The 16,815-nt window shown below is 42.7% G+C and carries 22 protein-coding genes; 2 read left to right on the top strand and 20 right to left on the bottom strand.

Annotated elements, in window-relative coordinates:
* The first annotated feature begins 140 nt into the window (after window positions 1–140).
* Window positions 141–1,289, top strand: coding sequence for a glycosyltransferase family 4 protein (locus H6G86_RS18585; protein ID WP_190935532.1), 1,149 nt, complete (start codon window positions 141–143; stop codon window positions 1,287–1,289).
* Window positions 1,290–1,565: 276 nt separating this feature from the next.
* Here H6G86_RS18585 and H6G86_RS18580 read toward each other — a convergent pair whose 3' ends face one another.
* From H6G86_RS18580 to H6G86_RS18540, 9 genes are all read right to left on the bottom strand, one after another.
* Window positions 1,566–2,381, bottom strand: coding sequence for a peptidase (locus tag H6G86_RS18580; protein WP_190935531.1), 816 nt, complete (start codon window positions 2,379–2,381; stop codon window positions 1,566–1,568).
* Between the two features lie 10 nt (window positions 2,382–2,391).
* Window positions 2,392–2,625, bottom strand: a complete 234-nt coding sequence (gene secG / locus H6G86_RS18575) for a preprotein translocase subunit SecG (RefSeq protein ID WP_012410686.1) — start codon at window positions 2,623–2,625, stop codon at window positions 2,392–2,394.
* 106 nt (window positions 2,626–2,731) lie between these two features.
* On the bottom strand, window positions 2,732–4,330 hold the full coding sequence (gene gpmI / locus H6G86_RS18570; protein ID WP_190935530.1) for a 2,3-bisphosphoglycerate-independent phosphoglycerate mutase: 1,599 nt from the start codon (window positions 4,328–4,330) through the stop codon (window positions 2,732–2,734).
* A 222-nt stretch (window positions 4,331–4,552) separates the two neighbouring features.
* Window positions 4,553–6,238 (bottom strand): ABC-F family ATP-binding cassette domain-containing protein, encoded by a 1,686-nt coding sequence (locus H6G86_RS18565; RefSeq protein WP_190935529.1) that lies wholly within the window; start codon window positions 6,236–6,238, stop codon window positions 4,553–4,555.
* 155 nt (window positions 6,239–6,393) lie between these two features.
* The gene (locus H6G86_RS18560; RefSeq protein WP_190935528.1) at window positions 6,394–7,212 is read right to left on the bottom strand and encodes an Rpn family recombination-promoting nuclease/putative transposase; all 819 of its coding nucleotides are present in this window, start codon (window positions 7,210–7,212) and stop codon (window positions 6,394–6,396) included.
* 34 nt (window positions 7,213–7,246) lie between these two features.
* A complete protein-coding gene (locus tag H6G86_RS18555) occupies window positions 7,247–7,744 on the bottom strand; it encodes a hypothetical protein (RefSeq protein WP_190935527.1) in 498 nt (165 codons plus the stop codon).
* A gap of 254 nt (window positions 7,745–7,998) precedes the next feature.
* Entirely contained in the window at window positions 7,999–8,463 is a 465-nt protein-coding gene (locus H6G86_RS18550; protein ID WP_190935526.1) for a hypothetical protein, read from the bottom strand.
* 116 nt (window positions 8,464–8,579) lie between these two features.
* Window positions 8,580–9,038, bottom strand: a complete 459-nt coding sequence (locus H6G86_RS18545) for a DUF29 domain-containing protein (RefSeq protein ID WP_190935525.1) — start codon at window positions 9,036–9,038, stop codon at window positions 8,580–8,582.
* 83 nt (window positions 9,039–9,121) lie between these two features.
* A complete protein-coding gene (locus H6G86_RS18540; RefSeq protein WP_094328443.1) occupies window positions 9,122–9,484 on the bottom strand; it encodes a helix-turn-helix domain-containing protein in 363 nt (120 codons plus the stop codon).
* Window positions 9,485–9,724: 240 nt separating this feature from the next.
* Here H6G86_RS18540 and H6G86_RS18535 point away from each other — a divergent pair, with 240 nt between their 5' ends.
* Window positions 9,725–10,171: a hypothetical protein gene (locus H6G86_RS18535; protein ID WP_190935524.1), complete on the top strand. Its 447-nt coding sequence runs from the start codon at window positions 9,725–9,727 to the stop codon at window positions 10,169–10,171.
* A gap of 9 nt (window positions 10,172–10,180) precedes the next feature.
* Here H6G86_RS18535 and prfA read toward each other — a convergent pair whose 3' ends face one another.
* From prfA to infA, 11 genes are all read right to left on the bottom strand, one after another.
* Window positions 10,181–11,278 carry a peptide chain release factor 1 gene (gene prfA, locus H6G86_RS18530; RefSeq protein WP_163927947.1) on the bottom strand — a complete coding sequence of 366 codons (1,098 nt, stop codon included), beginning with the start codon at window positions 11,276–11,278 and terminating at the stop codon, window positions 10,181–10,183.
* A gap of 104 nt (window positions 11,279–11,382) precedes the next feature.
* Window positions 11,383–11,625, bottom strand: a complete 243-nt coding sequence (gene rpmE, locus H6G86_RS18525; RefSeq protein WP_190935523.1) for a 50S ribosomal protein L31 — start codon at window positions 11,623–11,625, stop codon at window positions 11,383–11,385.
* Window positions 11,626–11,771: 146 nt separating this feature from the next.
* A complete protein-coding gene (gene rpsI, locus H6G86_RS18520) occupies window positions 11,772–12,188 on the bottom strand; it encodes a 30S ribosomal protein S9 (RefSeq protein WP_190935522.1) in 417 nt (138 codons plus the stop codon).
* Window positions 12,188–12,649 (bottom strand): 50S ribosomal protein L13, encoded by a 462-nt coding sequence (gene rplM, locus H6G86_RS18515; RefSeq protein ID WP_114081992.1) that lies wholly within the window; start codon window positions 12,647–12,649, stop codon window positions 12,188–12,190. The genes rpsI and rplM overlap by 1 nt, the downstream gene beginning before the upstream one ends.
* A 116-nt stretch (window positions 12,650–12,765) precedes the next feature.
* A complete protein-coding gene (truA, locus tag H6G86_RS18510; RefSeq protein WP_190935561.1) occupies window positions 12,766–13,614 on the bottom strand; it encodes a tRNA pseudouridine(38-40) synthase TruA in 849 nt (282 codons plus the stop codon).
* A 116-nt stretch (window positions 13,615–13,730) separates the two neighbouring features.
* Window positions 13,731–14,081, bottom strand: a complete 351-nt coding sequence (gene rplQ, locus H6G86_RS18505) for a 50S ribosomal protein L17 (RefSeq protein ID WP_118167591.1) — start codon at window positions 14,079–14,081, stop codon at window positions 13,731–13,733.
* 32 nt (window positions 14,082–14,113) lie between these two features.
* The gene (locus H6G86_RS18500; RefSeq protein ID WP_190935521.1) at window positions 14,114–15,061 is read right to left on the bottom strand and encodes a DNA-directed RNA polymerase subunit alpha; all 948 of its coding nucleotides are present in this window, start codon (window positions 15,059–15,061) and stop codon (window positions 14,114–14,116) included.
* A gap of 327 nt (window positions 15,062–15,388) precedes the next feature.
* On the bottom strand, window positions 15,389–15,784 hold the full coding sequence (rpsK, locus tag H6G86_RS18495; protein WP_012410703.1) for a 30S ribosomal protein S11: 396 nt from the start codon (window positions 15,782–15,784) through the stop codon (window positions 15,389–15,391).
* Between the two features lie 54 nt (window positions 15,785–15,838).
* Window positions 15,839–16,219 carry a 30S ribosomal protein S13 gene (gene rpsM, locus H6G86_RS18490; protein ID WP_012410704.1) on the bottom strand — a complete coding sequence of 127 codons (381 nt, stop codon included), beginning with the start codon at window positions 16,217–16,219 and terminating at the stop codon, window positions 15,839–15,841.
* Window positions 16,220–16,335: 116 nt separating this feature from the next.
* Window positions 16,336–16,449 (bottom strand): 50S ribosomal protein L36, encoded by a 114-nt coding sequence (gene rpmJ / locus H6G86_RS18485; protein ID WP_012410705.1) that lies wholly within the window; start codon window positions 16,447–16,449, stop codon window positions 16,336–16,338.
* 123 nt (window positions 16,450–16,572) lie between these two features.
* Entirely contained in the window at window positions 16,573–16,797 is a 225-nt protein-coding gene (infA, locus tag H6G86_RS18480; RefSeq protein WP_006276978.1) for a translation initiation factor IF-1, read from the bottom strand.
* Window positions 16,798–16,815: the final 18 nt, after the last annotated feature.

Raw genomic sequence — 16,815 nt, 5'->3', positions numbered from 1 at the left:
TTTCAAATATGCTTTTTAAACTACAATGTGGTGGCAATTTTTAATAAATAAAAACCAGCAAGTATAGCTAGATAAAATAAAAATCACAAAGGGCACACAATTAATAGCTCAAACCCGCTTTTCTTACAGCCAAATAAAGAATGCGTATAGCCTGGATTGGAAAAAAATCACCCTTTTGCGGCAATGTCACTTACAGTCGAGAAATTACAAATTCTTTGCTAGATAGAGGACATCAAGTTAGCTTTCTTCACTTCGCACAGGAAGAGTCTGAACCTGATAATTGGCCAAATCTTCGAGAGGTTTCGCTCCCTTTTATTTACAAGTCTCAGGTTTATACAATTCCTACTTTTAAAGCAACCAAAGTTTTAACCGATTCACTGCGAGAAATAAAGCCAGATGTAGTCCATGCTTCCTTAACATTATCTCCCCTAGACTTTTTTCTACCGGAAATCTGTGAGGAACTGAGATTACCCCTAGTTGCCACTTTTCACACACCGTTTGCTGGCAAGGGGGCAAAGCTGATATCGGGAACACAACTTTTGGCTTATCAGCTTTATGCACCTTTTTTAGTTAACTACGATCGCGTGATTGTATTTTCCCAAATTCAGCGAGAATTATTGGCAGGGATGGGTGTAAGGGAAGAAAATATTGCTGTAATTCCCAATGGTGTTGATACCGTTAAGTATTCTCCAGGATTTTCTCAAATCAAAGCAGAATTTAAAGCCGATCGCTTGTTTGTTTACCAAGGTCGAATAGCACCAGAGAAAAATGTCGAAGCCCTACTCCGCGCTTGGAAGCAGTCGGCAATGGGGCCTGGTACGAAGTTGCTAATTGTTGGCGATGGCCCTTTAAAGTCTTCCTTAGAGCCGTTTTATGGTTCAGAATACGGCATTATCTGGTTGGGATTTGTTGCTGATGAAGACCGACGGATCGAAATTTTGCGGGGCGCAGATGTATTTGTTCTACCTTCATTAGTAGAGGGTTTGTCTCTATCTCTGTTAGAGGGAATGTCATGTGGGTTGGCTTGTTTAGCAACAGATGTGGGTGCAGATGGAGAAGTATTAGAAAAGGGCGCAGGTGTAGTTATTAGTACTAAAACTGCGCGATCGCAGTTAAAAACCCTCTTGCCAGTATTGCAAGACCATCCAGAGTTAACAACTTTACTTGGGCAAAAAGCCAGACAGCGTGTATTAGACCGCTATACCCTCAGTAAAAATATTACTCTGCTGGAAGAACTTTATAAAGAAGTTTTAGCCCAACGACCTCTACCGCTAAGTCGTAGAGCTTAGGGAAAGGGAAGAAGTGCGATCGCACTGTAAATTATGAGATGGCAATCAATGCGATCGGGCAAGTATGTTAGGCAGCATTCAATACAGTTCAGATAAGACCAAAACACTTGTAGAGACGGCGATTTATCGCGTCTCAAAAACCCAAAATTTTTGTCAGTAGCCCTTAACTGAACCGTATTGAGGCAGCATTTACTAATATTCGAGTCATAGAATAATTTGTGACTTATGAATACAGATACCTGACTAAGAATTCTCTTACCACGCAAGTGAGATTGATCAATTAATCTTAGAATTATCCCCTAAAGACCAGCCCAAACTAGTTGGCTGTTCATAAATCCGTTTTAGAGTATTGACATCTCTGGAAGAAATAGGCAACGGGTTACGAACTTGAGAAAAATATAGGGCATCAGTTTGTAGCGGACTATGGCCCCAAATTCCCAGTGCATGACCAAATTCGTGGCGGGTAGCTGCAATGAGATACTCACCTGTTTGACTGGGACTTAGCAAAATAGTGAAGCGGTGGGATAAAACTTTGTTGGTGGTGTATAACTCGTAAGTAGTTTGTGCCGAGCGCGCACGGGGTATATTACTACCAGGCGAAATTTGTAGAGGTGGCGCTTTTTGCACAATGGTAATATTAGCAATTTCTGGCTGTTCTACTATTGTCAAAGGCAAATAATTGCTCCATTCCTTTACACCCTGCAAGACACCATTAACCCATACTTGAGCTTGTTTTTCGTTAACGGATTTTGGTGGTTCTACGTAAACTCGAATGGGAAATTGTGACCAGACTAAATAACCAACTTGGGTTGTTGTGACTTGTGAAAAGTAGTCACCACTGTTAGTGCTATCTTGCCACTTTGCGAGTGTGGGCGGTAAGGAATGGGGTTTTGGGATGGGTGAGGTGGAGAGAGAGATTACTGAGCCGGAATACACATATTTTGGTATTATTGTAAACCCATAACTCGAATGAAGATTAATACAAACGATAAACAGCCCTGTGCCAATAAATAAGGCAAGAGCTGTAATTAACCGTTGTGAGATTAAATTTATTAGGATGTTAAGTATTTGGTGTTGGGTTTTTTTACCCATTGACCTATCCTTATTTAGGCAGCCAACCAGCACTTAAAACCACTGTTAAACCGAGGAAAATTACTGTCAATGCCCAAGTAATTCGATTTAAGGTGTTTTCTGCACTTTTGGTACTGCTAAATAGCTGGGCTTGTCCACCAATGGCTCCAATGCCATCACCTTTAGGGCTATGTAGTAAAACTAAGATAATCAAACCAGTGGCGGAAAATGCCCAAATGCCTTGCACGATATTAGTAGCTGTCATGGTAGGAATCTCATTTATAACAATTTTTCAAAAAACAGAATTCAGAATTCAAAAGTTAGGAGTTTTTAGCGAACTCCTAACTCAGGACTCAGCACTCAGGACTCTTTTACAGCCCTACTTGCACAGGGGTGCGAGTGCGTTGCAGTTCATAATCTGCTGTTTTCAGCAGCGATCGCCCTGTCATCTCTGGTGGTTGAGGCAGCTGTAAAATCTCTAGAATTGTGGGGGCAATGTCGGATAGCTTACCATCGCTTCGCAGTTCGACATTTGTACCATATCCAGGGATTTTGACTTTCTCACCTTCTACCAATATAAAGGGGACTGGGTTAGTGGTGTGGGCTGTCCAGGGATTACCCCCATCATCTAGCATATACTCAGCGTTGCCATGATCGGCAGTAATAATTGTTGTCCCACCGGCTTTGATAACGCTCTCTAACAAGCGACCTAAACAGCGATCAACTGTTTCAATTGCTGTAATGGTAGCTTCGATTTGACCAGTATGCCCTACCATGTCTGGGTTAGCATAGTTAATTACAACTAGGGAATATATACCCTTTTGAATCGCAGCGATCGCAACATCTGTAACTGCTACTGCTGACATCGCTGGGGCGTGATCGTAAGTAGCTACCATTGGGCTGCTTACTAATTCCCGATCTTCTCCAGCAAAAGGTTCCTCCAGACCCCCATTAAAGAAATAGGTGACGTGGGCGTATTTTTCTGTTTCGGCGGTGCGGAACTGATTCAGACCATGATTAGCTATTACTTCTCCCAGAATATTACTGAGATTCTGCGGCTCAAAGGCTACAGCCACTGGTAAATCTGAATCATACTGTGTAAACGTGACAAAAGACAGCGGTGTGATTTGCTGTCTTTCAAAACCGTTAAAAGTGGGACTGACCAAAGCTTGAGTCAGTTGTCTGGAGCGATCGGGGCGGAAGTTGAAAAATATCACCCCATCCCCTGGTTCTATTGCGCCGGGTGCAATTCGGATGGGGTTGATAAATTCATCTTTTACCCCTTCGGCGTAAGATGCTTGCAAGATTTCCACAGCCGTGCGATTATCACCTGTACCATCTTGGGTCATCACGTCGTAGGCGCGTTTGACCCGATCCCATCGGTGATCACGATCCATCGCGTAGTAGCGACCGCTGAGGGTGACTATGCGTCCAATTCCTGTGCGGTCTATATAATCTTGCAGCAGTGTGATTGCTTTTACCCCTTCTGTTGGGGCGGTGTCACGACCATCGGTGATGGCGTGGATACAAACTTCTGGAATTTGCTGGTTTTTGGCTAAGTCAAGTAGTCCGAATAGATGGGTGATATGCGAATGTACCCCTCCCTCAGAACAAAGCCCGACTAGATGTAGCTTGCTATTCCGAGAACGAACTTCCTGGCAAATTTTGACAAGTGCTGGGTTTAAGGCAATAGAACCGTCTTCGACTGCATCGGAGATGCGTACAAGTTCTTGCGGTACCACTCGCCCAGCACCAATGTTCAAATGACCAACTTCCGAGTTGCCCATTTGACCCTCTGGCAACCCTACGGCTTTTCCTGATGTGCGGATGAGGGTATGCGGGTAAGCTGCCCATAAACTGTCCACAATGGGAGTTTTAGCAGCAACAATAGCGTTTCCTCGCTTTTCCTCGCAGTAGCCCCATCCGTCTAAAATGACTAGCACCACAGGAGCAACAGGTGCTTTGGTCATAGTAAAATTGCCCTTTACTTTTTGTAATACCCGAATGATACCATTGCTAATCCACGTCGCAAGTGAATTTTTGCTTATTAATTTCTTTTATGAAAGACTTACACGTTTTTTGAAATATTTTTTAAACTTTAGCGATTTTTCTGTAATTTTGTTGAGCGCTAATAATAAGTGATTACTTAGTAGTAGCATTTTAGCACTACTACTAAGTCCGTATTCAATCTCTTATTTCTTTTTGGTAGAAGCTTTTGCAGCTTTTTTAGCAGCTTTTTCGGCAGCGATCGTAGCTAACTTTGCTTGTTCTTTTTCTTCGGCAATTTTCTGTAGATAGTAATGATAATCTCCTAAGTAAACCCGGAATTCACCATCACGAATTTCGACGATTTTGTTAGCTACTTGAGAAATAAAGTAGCGATCGTGAGAAACTACAATTGCCGTACCATCATAGTTTTTCAGCGCTTCTTCCAGCATTTCTTTCGCTGGAATATCTAGGTGGTTTGTCGGCTCATCTAGAATTAGTAAGTTCGCGGGACGTAAGAGCATTTTTGCCAACGCCAAACGAGCTTTTTCTCCTCCACTTAATGCCCCAACTGCCTTAAATACAGTATCACCAGTGAATAAGAAGCGTCCCAAAAGCGTGCGGACTTCTTGATTATCCCAGTCTGGAACTTCATCATGGATAGTTTCCATGACAGTTTTCTTCAAGTCTAAAGCTTCAGCTTGATTTTGTTCAAAGTAACCGGGGATAACATTATGATCGCCTAATTGAACGCTACCTTCTGTGGGTGGTTCCATACCCATAATTACGCGCAGAAGTGTAGATTTTCCAGCACCGTTGGGGCCAAGAAAAGCAATGCGATCGCCTCTTTCAATTAGCAGATTTGCTGCCAAAAATAAGATTTTATCACCATAAAGATGAGTTAAATCTTTAATATCCACTACCTCGCGTCCACTGCGGGGTGCAGGCGGAAAACGGAAGTGGAGAGTTCTTACCCCAGCAATAGGTGCTTCAATGCGCTCAATTTTGTCGAGTTGCTTTTCCCGGCTTTTTGCCTGGGTACTGCGGGTAGCACTGGCGCGGAATCTATCAACAAAGGTTTGCTGTTTCTCTAATTCTTTTTGCTGACGTTCGTAAGCACTCAGTTGTGCTGATTGGCTTTCGGCTTTTTGTTCCAAATATGCCGAGTAGTTACCAAGGTAAGTACTGGAAACACCACGTTCAGTTTCCACAATTTGGGTGCAGAGGCGGTCAAGGAACTCCCGGTCATGGGAGACTATTACCATAGGCGTAATCAGCCCTCTGAGGTAATTTTCCAACCACTCAATGGTTTCTAAATCTAGGTGGTTAGTCGGTTCATCCAGCAGCAACAAGTCGGGTTTTTGCAGCAGAATTTTACCTAAACTCATCCGCATTTGCCAACCACCACTGAAGGCACTGACGAGGCGATCGCCATCTTCTAGCCCAAACCCCATCTCTGGTAAGATTTTTCCGATGCGTGCATCTAAGTTATAGCCATCCAAGGCTTCAAATTTGCGCTGCAAGCGATCCAACTTGTCGATCAGCCGATCCAGTTCGTCTGGGTTAGCCGTTTCCATCTCTTGTGGTATGTGCGCCAGAGACAACTGTACTTCATTAGCTTCTTTGAAGACAGTCCAAAATTCTTCTCTAACGGTGCGGGTGGGGTCTACTTCAAACTCTTGGTTGAGGTAAGCTATGTGTAAGCTATTAGGACGGATAATTTCGCCTGCGGTGGGTTCAATTTCCCCAGAGATGATTTTGAGTTGGGTAGATTTTCCAGCACCGTTGACACCGACTAAGCCAATGCGATCGCCTGGTTTAACTTCCCAGTTGATATCTTTGAGAACTTCGCCTGTGGGATAAATTTTACTTATATGTTCTAGTCGCAGCATTAAGTTTCTCTCAGGTAGGGAGTGGGTGGTTGAGGACGAAGTACTAACACCGCCTCTAATATTAACAAAAATTAACTATAAATTCGTCGTGAGAAAGTTTGGAAGCCGCAAACCAAATTTGGCTTGAGCCACGGATAAAATTTACCACATCTATCTCAAGGCTGGCTTTGTGTTACTTGTCTAACTTCTTCGACACTCAAATCTAACGCTTTTGCTACTTGTTCTACAGTCAACCCTGCTGCCAACATTGCTGGTACTGCTTTTAGTTTCCCTTTAAGCTCACCTCTAATCTCACCTTCTTCAATACCTTGTTCAACTCCTTCCTGAAAGGCTTCCTGATAAAATCTGGTTTGCTTTAACTCGTTTAATCCAAACATTTCCTCCATCTCCTCCCTACTCATTGTGGGAAATTTGTAAGCCAAAATAGTCTCTATAAATTGTAATAATTGCTGCTGTTTTGATGGTGAGTTTATCTCTGACTTGGTTCTGTCTATCAACTCCCTTGCTTTAGCGATTGCTATATCGTCGGTTGCAATTACTAATTTAGCAGTTGCAATGCCAATTGGAAGCGATGCACCTTCACCTAATTCATCCAAATAAATGCGCCTGACGCGCCCACTTGTAAAAAACTCACGGTAATGTTTGATATCTCCTGTATCTACATTCCTCTTTGGGTATAAAACCACAGCACCCCAGTCATTTGATGGTTGATTCTGACGGAGGTATAAACATATTTCTGCAATTAGCCGCGAATAAATTTCCCCATCAGCTTGAAATTGCACTTCAACAAAGTAAATCGGGTTCTCGCTTCCTGGTGTCGGTAGAAACACACCATCGATTCTGAAGGCTGTTTGTTTGATTTCAACTGATGAAAATTGATAAAGGCTAGCTGATTCTGGAGGATTACCAATAAGTTCAAAGAAGATATCAGGAAACTCTTGAAACAGCCTATAAAAGATAATGTCTGTTTTCACAATTTTATATCACTTGAAGATTTTTATTTGCTCTTCATGTATTGCTTGATTCTTCCGAACCATCCCGCACTTTTAGCAATTGCTCTTTTGCCATTCCTAATATACGTGATAAGGGCGCTAATAAAGTATCATCAAATGCTTCTCCAGCATAAATATTATTCAGTTCAGTGGGAGATAATTTAAAGGTGTCACAGAATTTAGCAAACTCCTGATTACTCAAGTCGAGTTCTTTTTGCCTATCATAAAGTAAAACTGCGATCGCTCTAGTTCCATGCTTTGGACGCTCACTAGTTTTTACATATTTTTCCATTAAAAAATTGACTTTCCTGGTATCGCCGCCGATTTTTTTAATTAAATCAGTGCAAGCCATTTTTAGGGCTTTCTTTAAAACTTCTTCTTCATTTAAAATTTTAATAATTTCATTGGCATAATCTGGTTTAAAAAATCCCACCAAATTGCCTTGGTGATAAACTGGTATATAAGGATTATTCATTTCAAGTTGCCAATCTAAAGGCTCATTGCGTAGCGACATAGCTGCACCCCTAAATATTTTAAGATTGCACTATTTTAAAACCATTTATTCCTTAACTGCCAGTAGAATACCCTATTACTGGCAATTAGAAATCGCAGCTATACAGACAAAACCCACAGAGATGGGTTTCAACTTGCTGGAGTCCACGCAGACGGACTTAGTTTGTGCAGCCATTACGTATTTATATCAGAACCTTTAACTCAACCAAAATTAGCGATGCCAGGTGAATCAATGCGATTTTACTACTCACGCGCCTAGTTTTGTGATTCGTATTCTTCAAAAATTATTACAGCAGCTTCTAAGTATCGATCTAATAGACGATGATCGGATATATCAGGTAATACTAATTCGACAGTCGATATGGCTTCCATTATTCCAACATGCTCTTCTCCAACTTTAAAAGCTGCGATAGACCACCATAGTCGAGCTATTGCAGTTTGAACATCTTCCCTTTCAGGCAAATACCATATTTCTCGACCAATTTCATTACACTGTAAAGGAGTTAAAAAATTTTGCTCTGACAAAGCTTGCTGAATATATTTATTAAGCTGGGAGAGTTTGTCCGATTCAATCTCAGATGAATATATTTGTATGCATTCTATTGCCCATTGAATTGCCAAACTATAGTGATATTTTTGTAATTTCAGTGCAATTGGATAAACCCAAAGTATTTGTTTTTGTGCTATAGTTTGTTTTACATTTTCTATTACTTCTTTCATAGATATAACTATATCTAACTAACTTGAAGTAAGACTTATAAGTATATAATTTTTTTGACCTCGTTCTACTTAAGGTGTCTCCAAATAACAAATGAGCGTCATAAAAATGGTAGTAATTATCCTTCCCAGTCTTGACGAGTATCGCACAGAAAATTGTCTGCGATCGCATCATCAAATAAATACGGGCAATGCTCTGGAAAAGTTCGTAATGGTAAGTTAGTTTCTTGTAGCGCCAAATCGACTCCCGCTTCAAAGCCATCTAACAAAGCTTCTTTGATTCGAGACTTTAAGCTGGGGTTCTGTCGCAAATGTCTGTGGATGGCGCGACGCTGTTCTCGAATTGTTAAAAACCAACTGCGAGAGCGTTGTTCGGGTTGATACTCCCACTTAAAGAGATGACCGAGTAATACACTCAGAGGACTCACGAGTTCCCGATACTCCTGTCTCCCCAAAGCTTGAATTTCCTCTTGCAGGTGTTGCCAGTCTAGTTCCATAACTAGCCTCTGCTCTAACGCTTTAGCCTGCTGCTGTGTCCAGCCATAGAAATCTTGGTCATACAAAGAAGGTTTGTCCATAGAGTTGAATCTTGACAGCAAAAGATCACAAGCTAGTTAAAAAAACTTAATTACGAATTACGAATTACGAATTATTTTAATATTCAACTAGCCTTCGCCTCATCCCCGGATGCTTCAGCTACAGCCGCCAATCTCTCTGCCGCAGCTTGGACGATCTGAGCCACTTGAGCCAAAGGCATGTGCTGGATTTGTCTAAGAATCAGACTCAAATCTGAGGTTTCTGGAATTGGCTTGCCATCAATGCAGCTAATTAACTCTTCCATTGTGTAGCCTGCTTTCGATGCGATTCGAGCCAAATTTTCTGTATCTGGAACCTTCACACCTTTTTCCCACATCTGAACAGCAGTAGCAGATACCCCCAAAAGCTTACCAAATGCTCGCTGACTCATTGAACCGCGAGCTAGTTTAATGATTTCAATCAGTTTTTGTTTGCTTTCGATCTTCACTGCTTATATAGCTAGCCAACTGTATTTACAAGTTTACTTTCAATATTACAAGTTTACTTTTATATTGACAGCCTTGTGTTTTAGTACTAAACTATATCTCTGGTTGTAAATCGACAACTACAGGCATCAAGCTAGTAGACTAACCTATCTATCTTTAACCAACTCAAAAAACTTAGTTTGCTACAGCACTTCAGCTAGTAGTTAGACTTTACTGCGAAGAAATAATATCGAAGGTGCATCATGTTTCGCAAGCCACGCAAAATTAACCAATATCGCCGCAAAGGTAAAAACCTTATAGCCACTAATAAAATTAAACCAGAACAGTGGAACATTTCTGACGCAGAAACCAAAAAAGCTTTAAAAGTTAAAGGCTACGAGGTTAAGCAAATCAAAAAAATCCACCTTCTGAAGCATCAAGTGTGTATTTCTTACTGGGATTTAAAAGGCAATATATGTAGCAGCTTTTTTAGCTACCGGATTTTTGCGCGTTGGCAAAAGGAAGTAGAGAAATTAATTTATACCTGTCAAACCTTAAAGGAATGGGCGAAGCTAAATTACGTTATGAAGTACGAATTTGCCTATTACCATTATCCCAGTGAAATAGAAGATGCACTCGGCACGATATTAGAAAACCACCTGTGTCTGTTAAAAACAACAGAACAACAAGTGGTTTTACATAATATTTAACAGCAAAAATTAGTTAGCGGCAGAAGTCGCTAACTCCGCCAGACGTTCTTGCTGGTCTAGAGATATACAAGACTGAATAAGTGTCTCTAAATCACCATCCAAAACAGGAGTAAGAGAATAATTCTGACCTAACCGATGATCGGTAGCGCGGTTATCTTTATAATTATAGGTGCGAATTTTTTCCGATCGTGATCCAGTACCAACCTGCGATCGCCGCATGGAAGTAACAGCTGCTTGTTGTTCGCTTAATTTAATGTCATACAACTTCGCCCGCAGAATTTGCATAGCCCGTTCTTTGTTTTGCAACTGACTGCGTTCTTCTGTACAGAAAATACGTATTCCCGTTGGTTTGTGCATCAAGTCAACGGCTGTTTCCACCTTGTTGACGTTTTGTCCACCAGCACCACCAGAACGAGCTGTAGTCATTTCAATATCTTTCGGGTCAATGTGAATTTCCACATCATCGACCTCTGGCATAATCGCTACGGTAGCTGTGGAAGTATGAACCCGTCCTCCAGACTCAGTTGCCGGCACGCGCTGCACACGATGCACTCCAGCTTCAAACTTTAGCTGGCTGTAAACATCATTACCTTTAATTTCGAGAATGACCTCTTTCCAGCCACCCATTTCTCCGCGAGATTCGCTTACTAGAGAAACTTTCCAACCTTGAGTCTGGGCATAGCGGGTGTACATCTGCATCAAATCACCAGCCCAAATGCTTGCTTCATCGCCACCAGTACCAGCACGAATTTCCAACATGATATTCTTTTCATCATTGGGGTCGCGTGGTAGCAGTAAGACTTTCAAGCGAGACTCTAAATGTTCTATTTTTTCTTCAAGTTCTTTTACTTCCAGTGATGCCATTTCTTGCAACTCTGGGTCACTTGCAGATTCTTTGTAAACCTGACGCGCTCCGATTAAGTCTTCTTGGGCTGTTTTCCAAATTTCATAAGTATTAACTACCTCTTCCAAAGAAGAACGAGACTTAGCAATTTCTTGATATTCATCAGGATTGCTAGCGGTATCGGGGTCGCCAAGACGACGTGTTAATTCATTAAAAGTTTGTTCAACGGATTTTAGTTTGTCCAGTAAGTATGATTCAGCCATGACGAGTGCGATCGCTCCTTAAAAAAATAACAAATTGGCTCGAGCATATAAATGAAAATCGACCCAGCTGATGCAGGGCCGTCGTTAACAGCAGAGCCAAATCGCTACTTTTTGTCTTGTTCCTCGCCAGATGTTTGAGTGCTACTCATACCGTACTTGCGGAGGAAGCGCTCTACTCGACCCTCAGTGTCAATAATCTTCTGAGTGCCGGTGTAAAATGGGTGATTTCCAGACCAAACATCTACGTGCAATTCTGGCTTGGTAGAGCCAATGGTCATAACAACTTGACCGTTGCAGTAAACTTTAGCATCTGGATACCACTTGGGGTGAATATCAGCTTTAGCCATTGTTCTTTTTGTGATGAATCTATATAAATTATAACTTTTAGCGTTCAATTGCAGCTAGAAGAAGGGAGAAGGGAACAGGTTAGAGGTAACAGAAAACTATCACCTGTCCCCTGTAACCTATCACCTTCTTCATCAATGCCCAATTTCTAACGCTTAGAGTACTGAGGTGCTTTCCGGGCTTTATGTAAACCATATTTTTTCCGCTCTTTTGCTCTCGGATCGCGAGTCAAGTAACCTTCGGTTTTCAAAGGTGGGCGGTTGTCTGGGTCGAGTTGGCACAAAGCACGAGCAACTCCCAAACGAACAGAATCAGCTTGTCCGGTCAAGCCGCCGCCTTCTGCTTTCACCAAAATGTCATATTCATTTTCTAGTCCCAGAGTTTCCAGGGGTGCTTTAATCACTCCCAGGTAGTTGGGGTTGAATTGGAAATACAAGTTTCCATCTTTACCGTTCACAATCAGTTGACCGGTTCCTGGAACCAAGCGTACCCTTGCTACTGCGTTCTTACGACGGCCAGTACCCCAGTATACGGCGCGACCGCTATTAGCATCTGCTACTACCATTAATTTTCTTCTCCAGGAATTGTATTAACTTTTAGTTCTTTAGGTTTTTGAGCATCGTGGGGATGCGTAGGCCCAGCGTAAACCTTCAGCTTGGTGAACAACTGCTTACCAAGGCTATTTTTAGGTAGCATACCTTTAACAGCTTGTTCTAAAATTCGCTCTGGTATGCGGTCTTGCAGTTTAGCGAAAGTTTCGGTTTTCATCCCACCGGGACGACCAGAATGGCGGCGGTAAAGCTTTTGAGTGCGCTTTTTGCCTGTGACTGCTACTTTTTCGGCATTAATGACGATTACGAAGTCACCTGTATCTAGATGAGGTGTATATTCGGGTTTCTTTTTGCCTCTCAATACCTGAGCGATTTCACTAGCGAGGCGACCGAGACGTTTATCGGTGGCATCTACTATGTACCACTCACGCTCAAGGGTTGCTTGAGAAGGAAGGTATGTTTTAACTGTTGTCATTTGTCATTTGTCCTTTGTCATTTTTAATTTGTCATTAGTCAATTGTCTTTTGTCCTTTGTCAGTTGTCCTTTGTTATTCACTAATGACCATTGTACAGACGCGATTAATCGCGTCTCTACTGACCAATGACTAATGACTCTTGACTAGTGACGAGCTTTGGCAAGGTGTCGTACCAAATCTCTTTTGGAAAGGGAAAATCGGGATAGCCGACTCGCAACAAGCACAAGCCTTGAGGCGGGGCGGCGTGTTTCACTTCTTCCCGGCGTTGTTCTTTCCAGAGTTCGGTGAAGCTAGAAAGTGTCCGTTGTCCAGAACCTACTTGTACCAACATCCCTACCAACAGCCGTACCATGCCATACAAAAATCCATCTGCCTGTATTTCAATATGGATAAATGGCCCACTGCGACGACACTCTGCTGCTTGCACCTCTACCCAGGAATGCGATCGCTTTGAGCCTGCACGATGAAAAGCAGCTAAGTGATGCTTTCCCAAAAGAGGTTTCAGGGCAGCTTGGATTAAGGATTCATCCAGGGGTGCATAATAATAATGCCAACTGAAGGGTCTTACAAACAAGTTAAGTCGATCTTCAGTGTATATTGTGTAGCGATATCGCCGATAGGCTGCACTAAAGCGGGCGTGCCAACGGTTATCTACACTAGCTGAAGCCCTGATTAATATATCTGGCGGCAGATAGCTGTTGAGGATTGTTGCCCACTTGTGAGGGGGAATTAAACCTGTAGCTTCAAAATGGGCTACTTGAGCAGCAGCATGAACTCCAGAATCAGTTCGCCCAGCACCATGTAGTGTTACATGATACCCAAGAATAGTAGCGATCGCAATTTCGATCTCTTCTTGGACTGTCCGCTGTTTTTTTTGCCGTTGCCAGCCATGAAAATGAGTGCCCAGGTATTGGATTACCAAGGCTACTCGATGAGTTTGTGTAGGCTGGTGGCTTTCTAACATACAGATTTTGTCCTTTGTCATTTGTTTTTTGTCATTTGTCCTTTGTCAGTTGTCCTTTGTTATTCACTAATGACCAATGACTAATGACCAATGACTAATAACCAATGACCAATGACTTAAACCAATTCAATTATTGCCATTTTTGCATTATCACCCCGACGCGGCACGGTGTGCAGGATGCGGGTATAACCGCCCTGGCGATCGCCGTATCGAGTAGGAGCTTGCTCAAATAGAGCATGAACCAGTTGTTTGTCGAAGATATAGCCAAGGGCTTCCCGACGTGCTGATAAGGAGCCATTTTTGGCTAGAGTAATCATTTTTTCCACTTCACTTCTTAGAACTTTCGCTCTAATTAAAGTGGTGGTGATCTTACCATGACGGATCAGCTCGGTGGCGAGCGATCGCAGTAAAGCACGGCGTTGATCGGCTGGTTTACTGAGTTTTTTGACGCGACAACGGTGACGCATAATTATGCACTATGAGTTATGAACGGTTTTTCTTAAGGGTGTTTAGAGCCTCTTTCCATTGGCAGGGTGATGCCCAAGCGTCGCTGCAAAGCTTCCACGACTTCTTCTGCTGACTTCTGACCAAAGTTCTTAATTTCTAAGAGGTCTTCTTGGGTATAATCCAACAAATCTGCCACAGAGTTAACTTGTGCTCGTTTGAGACAGTTATATGCCCGCACAGAAAGTTGCAACTCTTCGATTGGTATCTGGGCAGTTGGATCGTCTGGAATATCTGAACCTGTGTCTGTTGGTTCCAGGGAGATATCTTTCAACGGGTTGAATAAATCTACCAAGATCCCAGCAGCCGAAGATAGTGCTTCTTGAGGAGAAATACTGCCATTTGTCCAAACTTCCAACAGTAGTCGGTCTTTTGGAATCAAGCCTTCCCCACGAGATTCTTCAACACTGTAGTTGACTTTTCGCACTGGCATAAATATTGAGTCGATTTGGAGAAAATCCAACGATGTGGCTTCCTCACGTCCTCTCTCTACGGTGCGATAGCCTTTACCTTTCTCGATCCGAAATTCCATTTCCAGTTTTCCACCCTCAGCGATGGTGGCAACGTACTGTGTCGGATCGATAACTTCTACTTCACTAGGTAAATCAAAATGTGCCGCAGTAATTGTTGCTGGGCCGCTAACGAGTAATCTACCAATTTGAGGCTGCGAGGAATAGTTTTTGAGGATAACTTCCTTCATTTTCATGAGGATTTCCAGTACATCTTCCCGCACGCCCGGAACTGTGGCAAACTCGTGTGAAACGCCTGCAATCCGCACTGCTGTAACTGCTGTACCTTCTAGGTTAGACAGTAAAACCCGCCGCAGTGCGTTGCCAACCGTTGTTCCTTGACCGCGTTCTAGAGGTTCCAGAACAAATTTACTGTAATGGTTCCGACTTTCTTCAGTATTCGACTCTACACATTCAATCTGAAACTGCGCCACGGATGAGCCTCCCTTTTTCTAAGGTGCTGCTAGCAGACAAATCAATTGCCTCCCGAATTGACTTTATGTCCTGTAGGTTATAGGTCTATCAAACTACTAGTATGAAATTACGGTATAGTTTGACGCTCCTATTGAGCTTTCAGGCGCTAATAATATTTTGGGTTCCCGAAGTTTAACAACTTTCCCTACAGGAAAATCTGATTTGCTTTTGGTCGCCCAAGTTTTCACCCAATGACAGTTTGCACGTTATCCGCCCAAGCGGTCATTGTAAGTAACTTTACTTTCTTTGGTTGTAGCTTCTCGTCCTCAATGCCCAAGTCTTGGTGTTTAAACTCGACGGCGCTTGGGTGGACGACAACCATTGTGAGGAATGGGGGTAATATCCCGAATGAGTGTAATTTCCAGTCCTGCTCCTTGAAGTGCCCGGATAGCGGTTTCTCTACCTGCTCCTGGCCCACTTACCATTACCTCAATTTGGCGCATTCCTTGATCTATAGCTCTACGGGCTGCACTTTCAGCAGCAGTTTGCGCTGCAAAGGGAGTTCCCTTTTTTGCTCCCTTAAAACCGCTAGAACCAGCACTAGCCCAGGAGATGACATCTCCATTTTGATCGGTAATGGTGACAATGCTATTGTTGAAAGTAGACTGGATGTAGGCCATCCCACTTGGTACGTTCCGTTTCTGCTTCTTGCTCCCGGATTTTTTAGTTGGTTGTCTCGCCATACTTGTTTAGTTGATTTAAGGTAAAACTTGCTCTGATTAGCAAGCGTTGCAAATTTATTTCCCTGGAGCCTTCTTCTTACCAGCCACTGTCTGCCTTCTGCCTCGACGGGTTCTGGCATTGGTGCGAGTTCTTTGTCCTCTGACTGGTAAGCCCATGCGATGACGACGACCTCTGTAAGTACCAATGTCAACCAAGCGCTTGATGTTCAAAGACTCCAAACGCCGCAAGTCGCCTTCAACTTGATAGTTGCTTTCTATTTCGCCTCGCAGGGCTGTCACATCGGCATCACTTAAGTCCTTAACACGGGTGTCTGGATTCACACCAGTAGCCGCTATAATTTCTTGAGCGCGTGATAAACCAATTCCGTAGATATAAGTTAGACCGATTTCAACGCGCTTATCGCGTGGAAGGTCTACTCCGGCAATCCGTGCCACAATGAACTCTCCCTATTGTTTTCGCAATTACTGTTGGTTGGAAAAACGTGATTAATCGCGTTTTTTCGTTGTTAATGATGATATGCGTGTTACAACTCACTCTGTTTGTAAGAGCGTTATCCTTGACGTTGTTTGTGCTTGGGGTTCACGCAGATCACCATGACGCGACCACGACGCTTGATCACGCTACACTTTTCACAAATTTTCTTGACTGAGGCTCTAACTTTCATGCCTTTTATTTTTTGACTCCAAATATTAAATTATAGCATTTTTAGGGAAAACAATCCACTAATTTGACTAGCAAACAGTCAAAAGGATGATTTTATGGTAAAATTCTCTACATCTACATATAGTTACTTCTTACGCAAGCGATAGGTAATTCTGCCTTTGGTCAAGTCGTAAGGAGTTAACTCTACCTTGACGCGATCGCCGGGCAAAATCTTGATATAGTTGCGGCGAATCTTGCCGGAAATGTGAGCTAGCACGTTAAATCCATTGTCCAAGTCAACGCGAAACATCGCATTGGGCAAGGACTCTGTAACCGTGCCTTCCATTTCAATCAAATCTTGCTTAGACAATTTGTTTTTTCCTCAACT

The sequence above is a fragment of the Nostoc sp. FACHB-133 genome (assembly GCF_014698055.1).
Classification (GTDB): Bacteria; Cyanobacteriota; Cyanobacteriia; order Cyanobacteriales; family Nostocaceae; genus Nostoc.
Note: the sequence above shows the minus strand (reverse complement) of the source record. Positions and strands in the feature narration are given on the sequence as shown.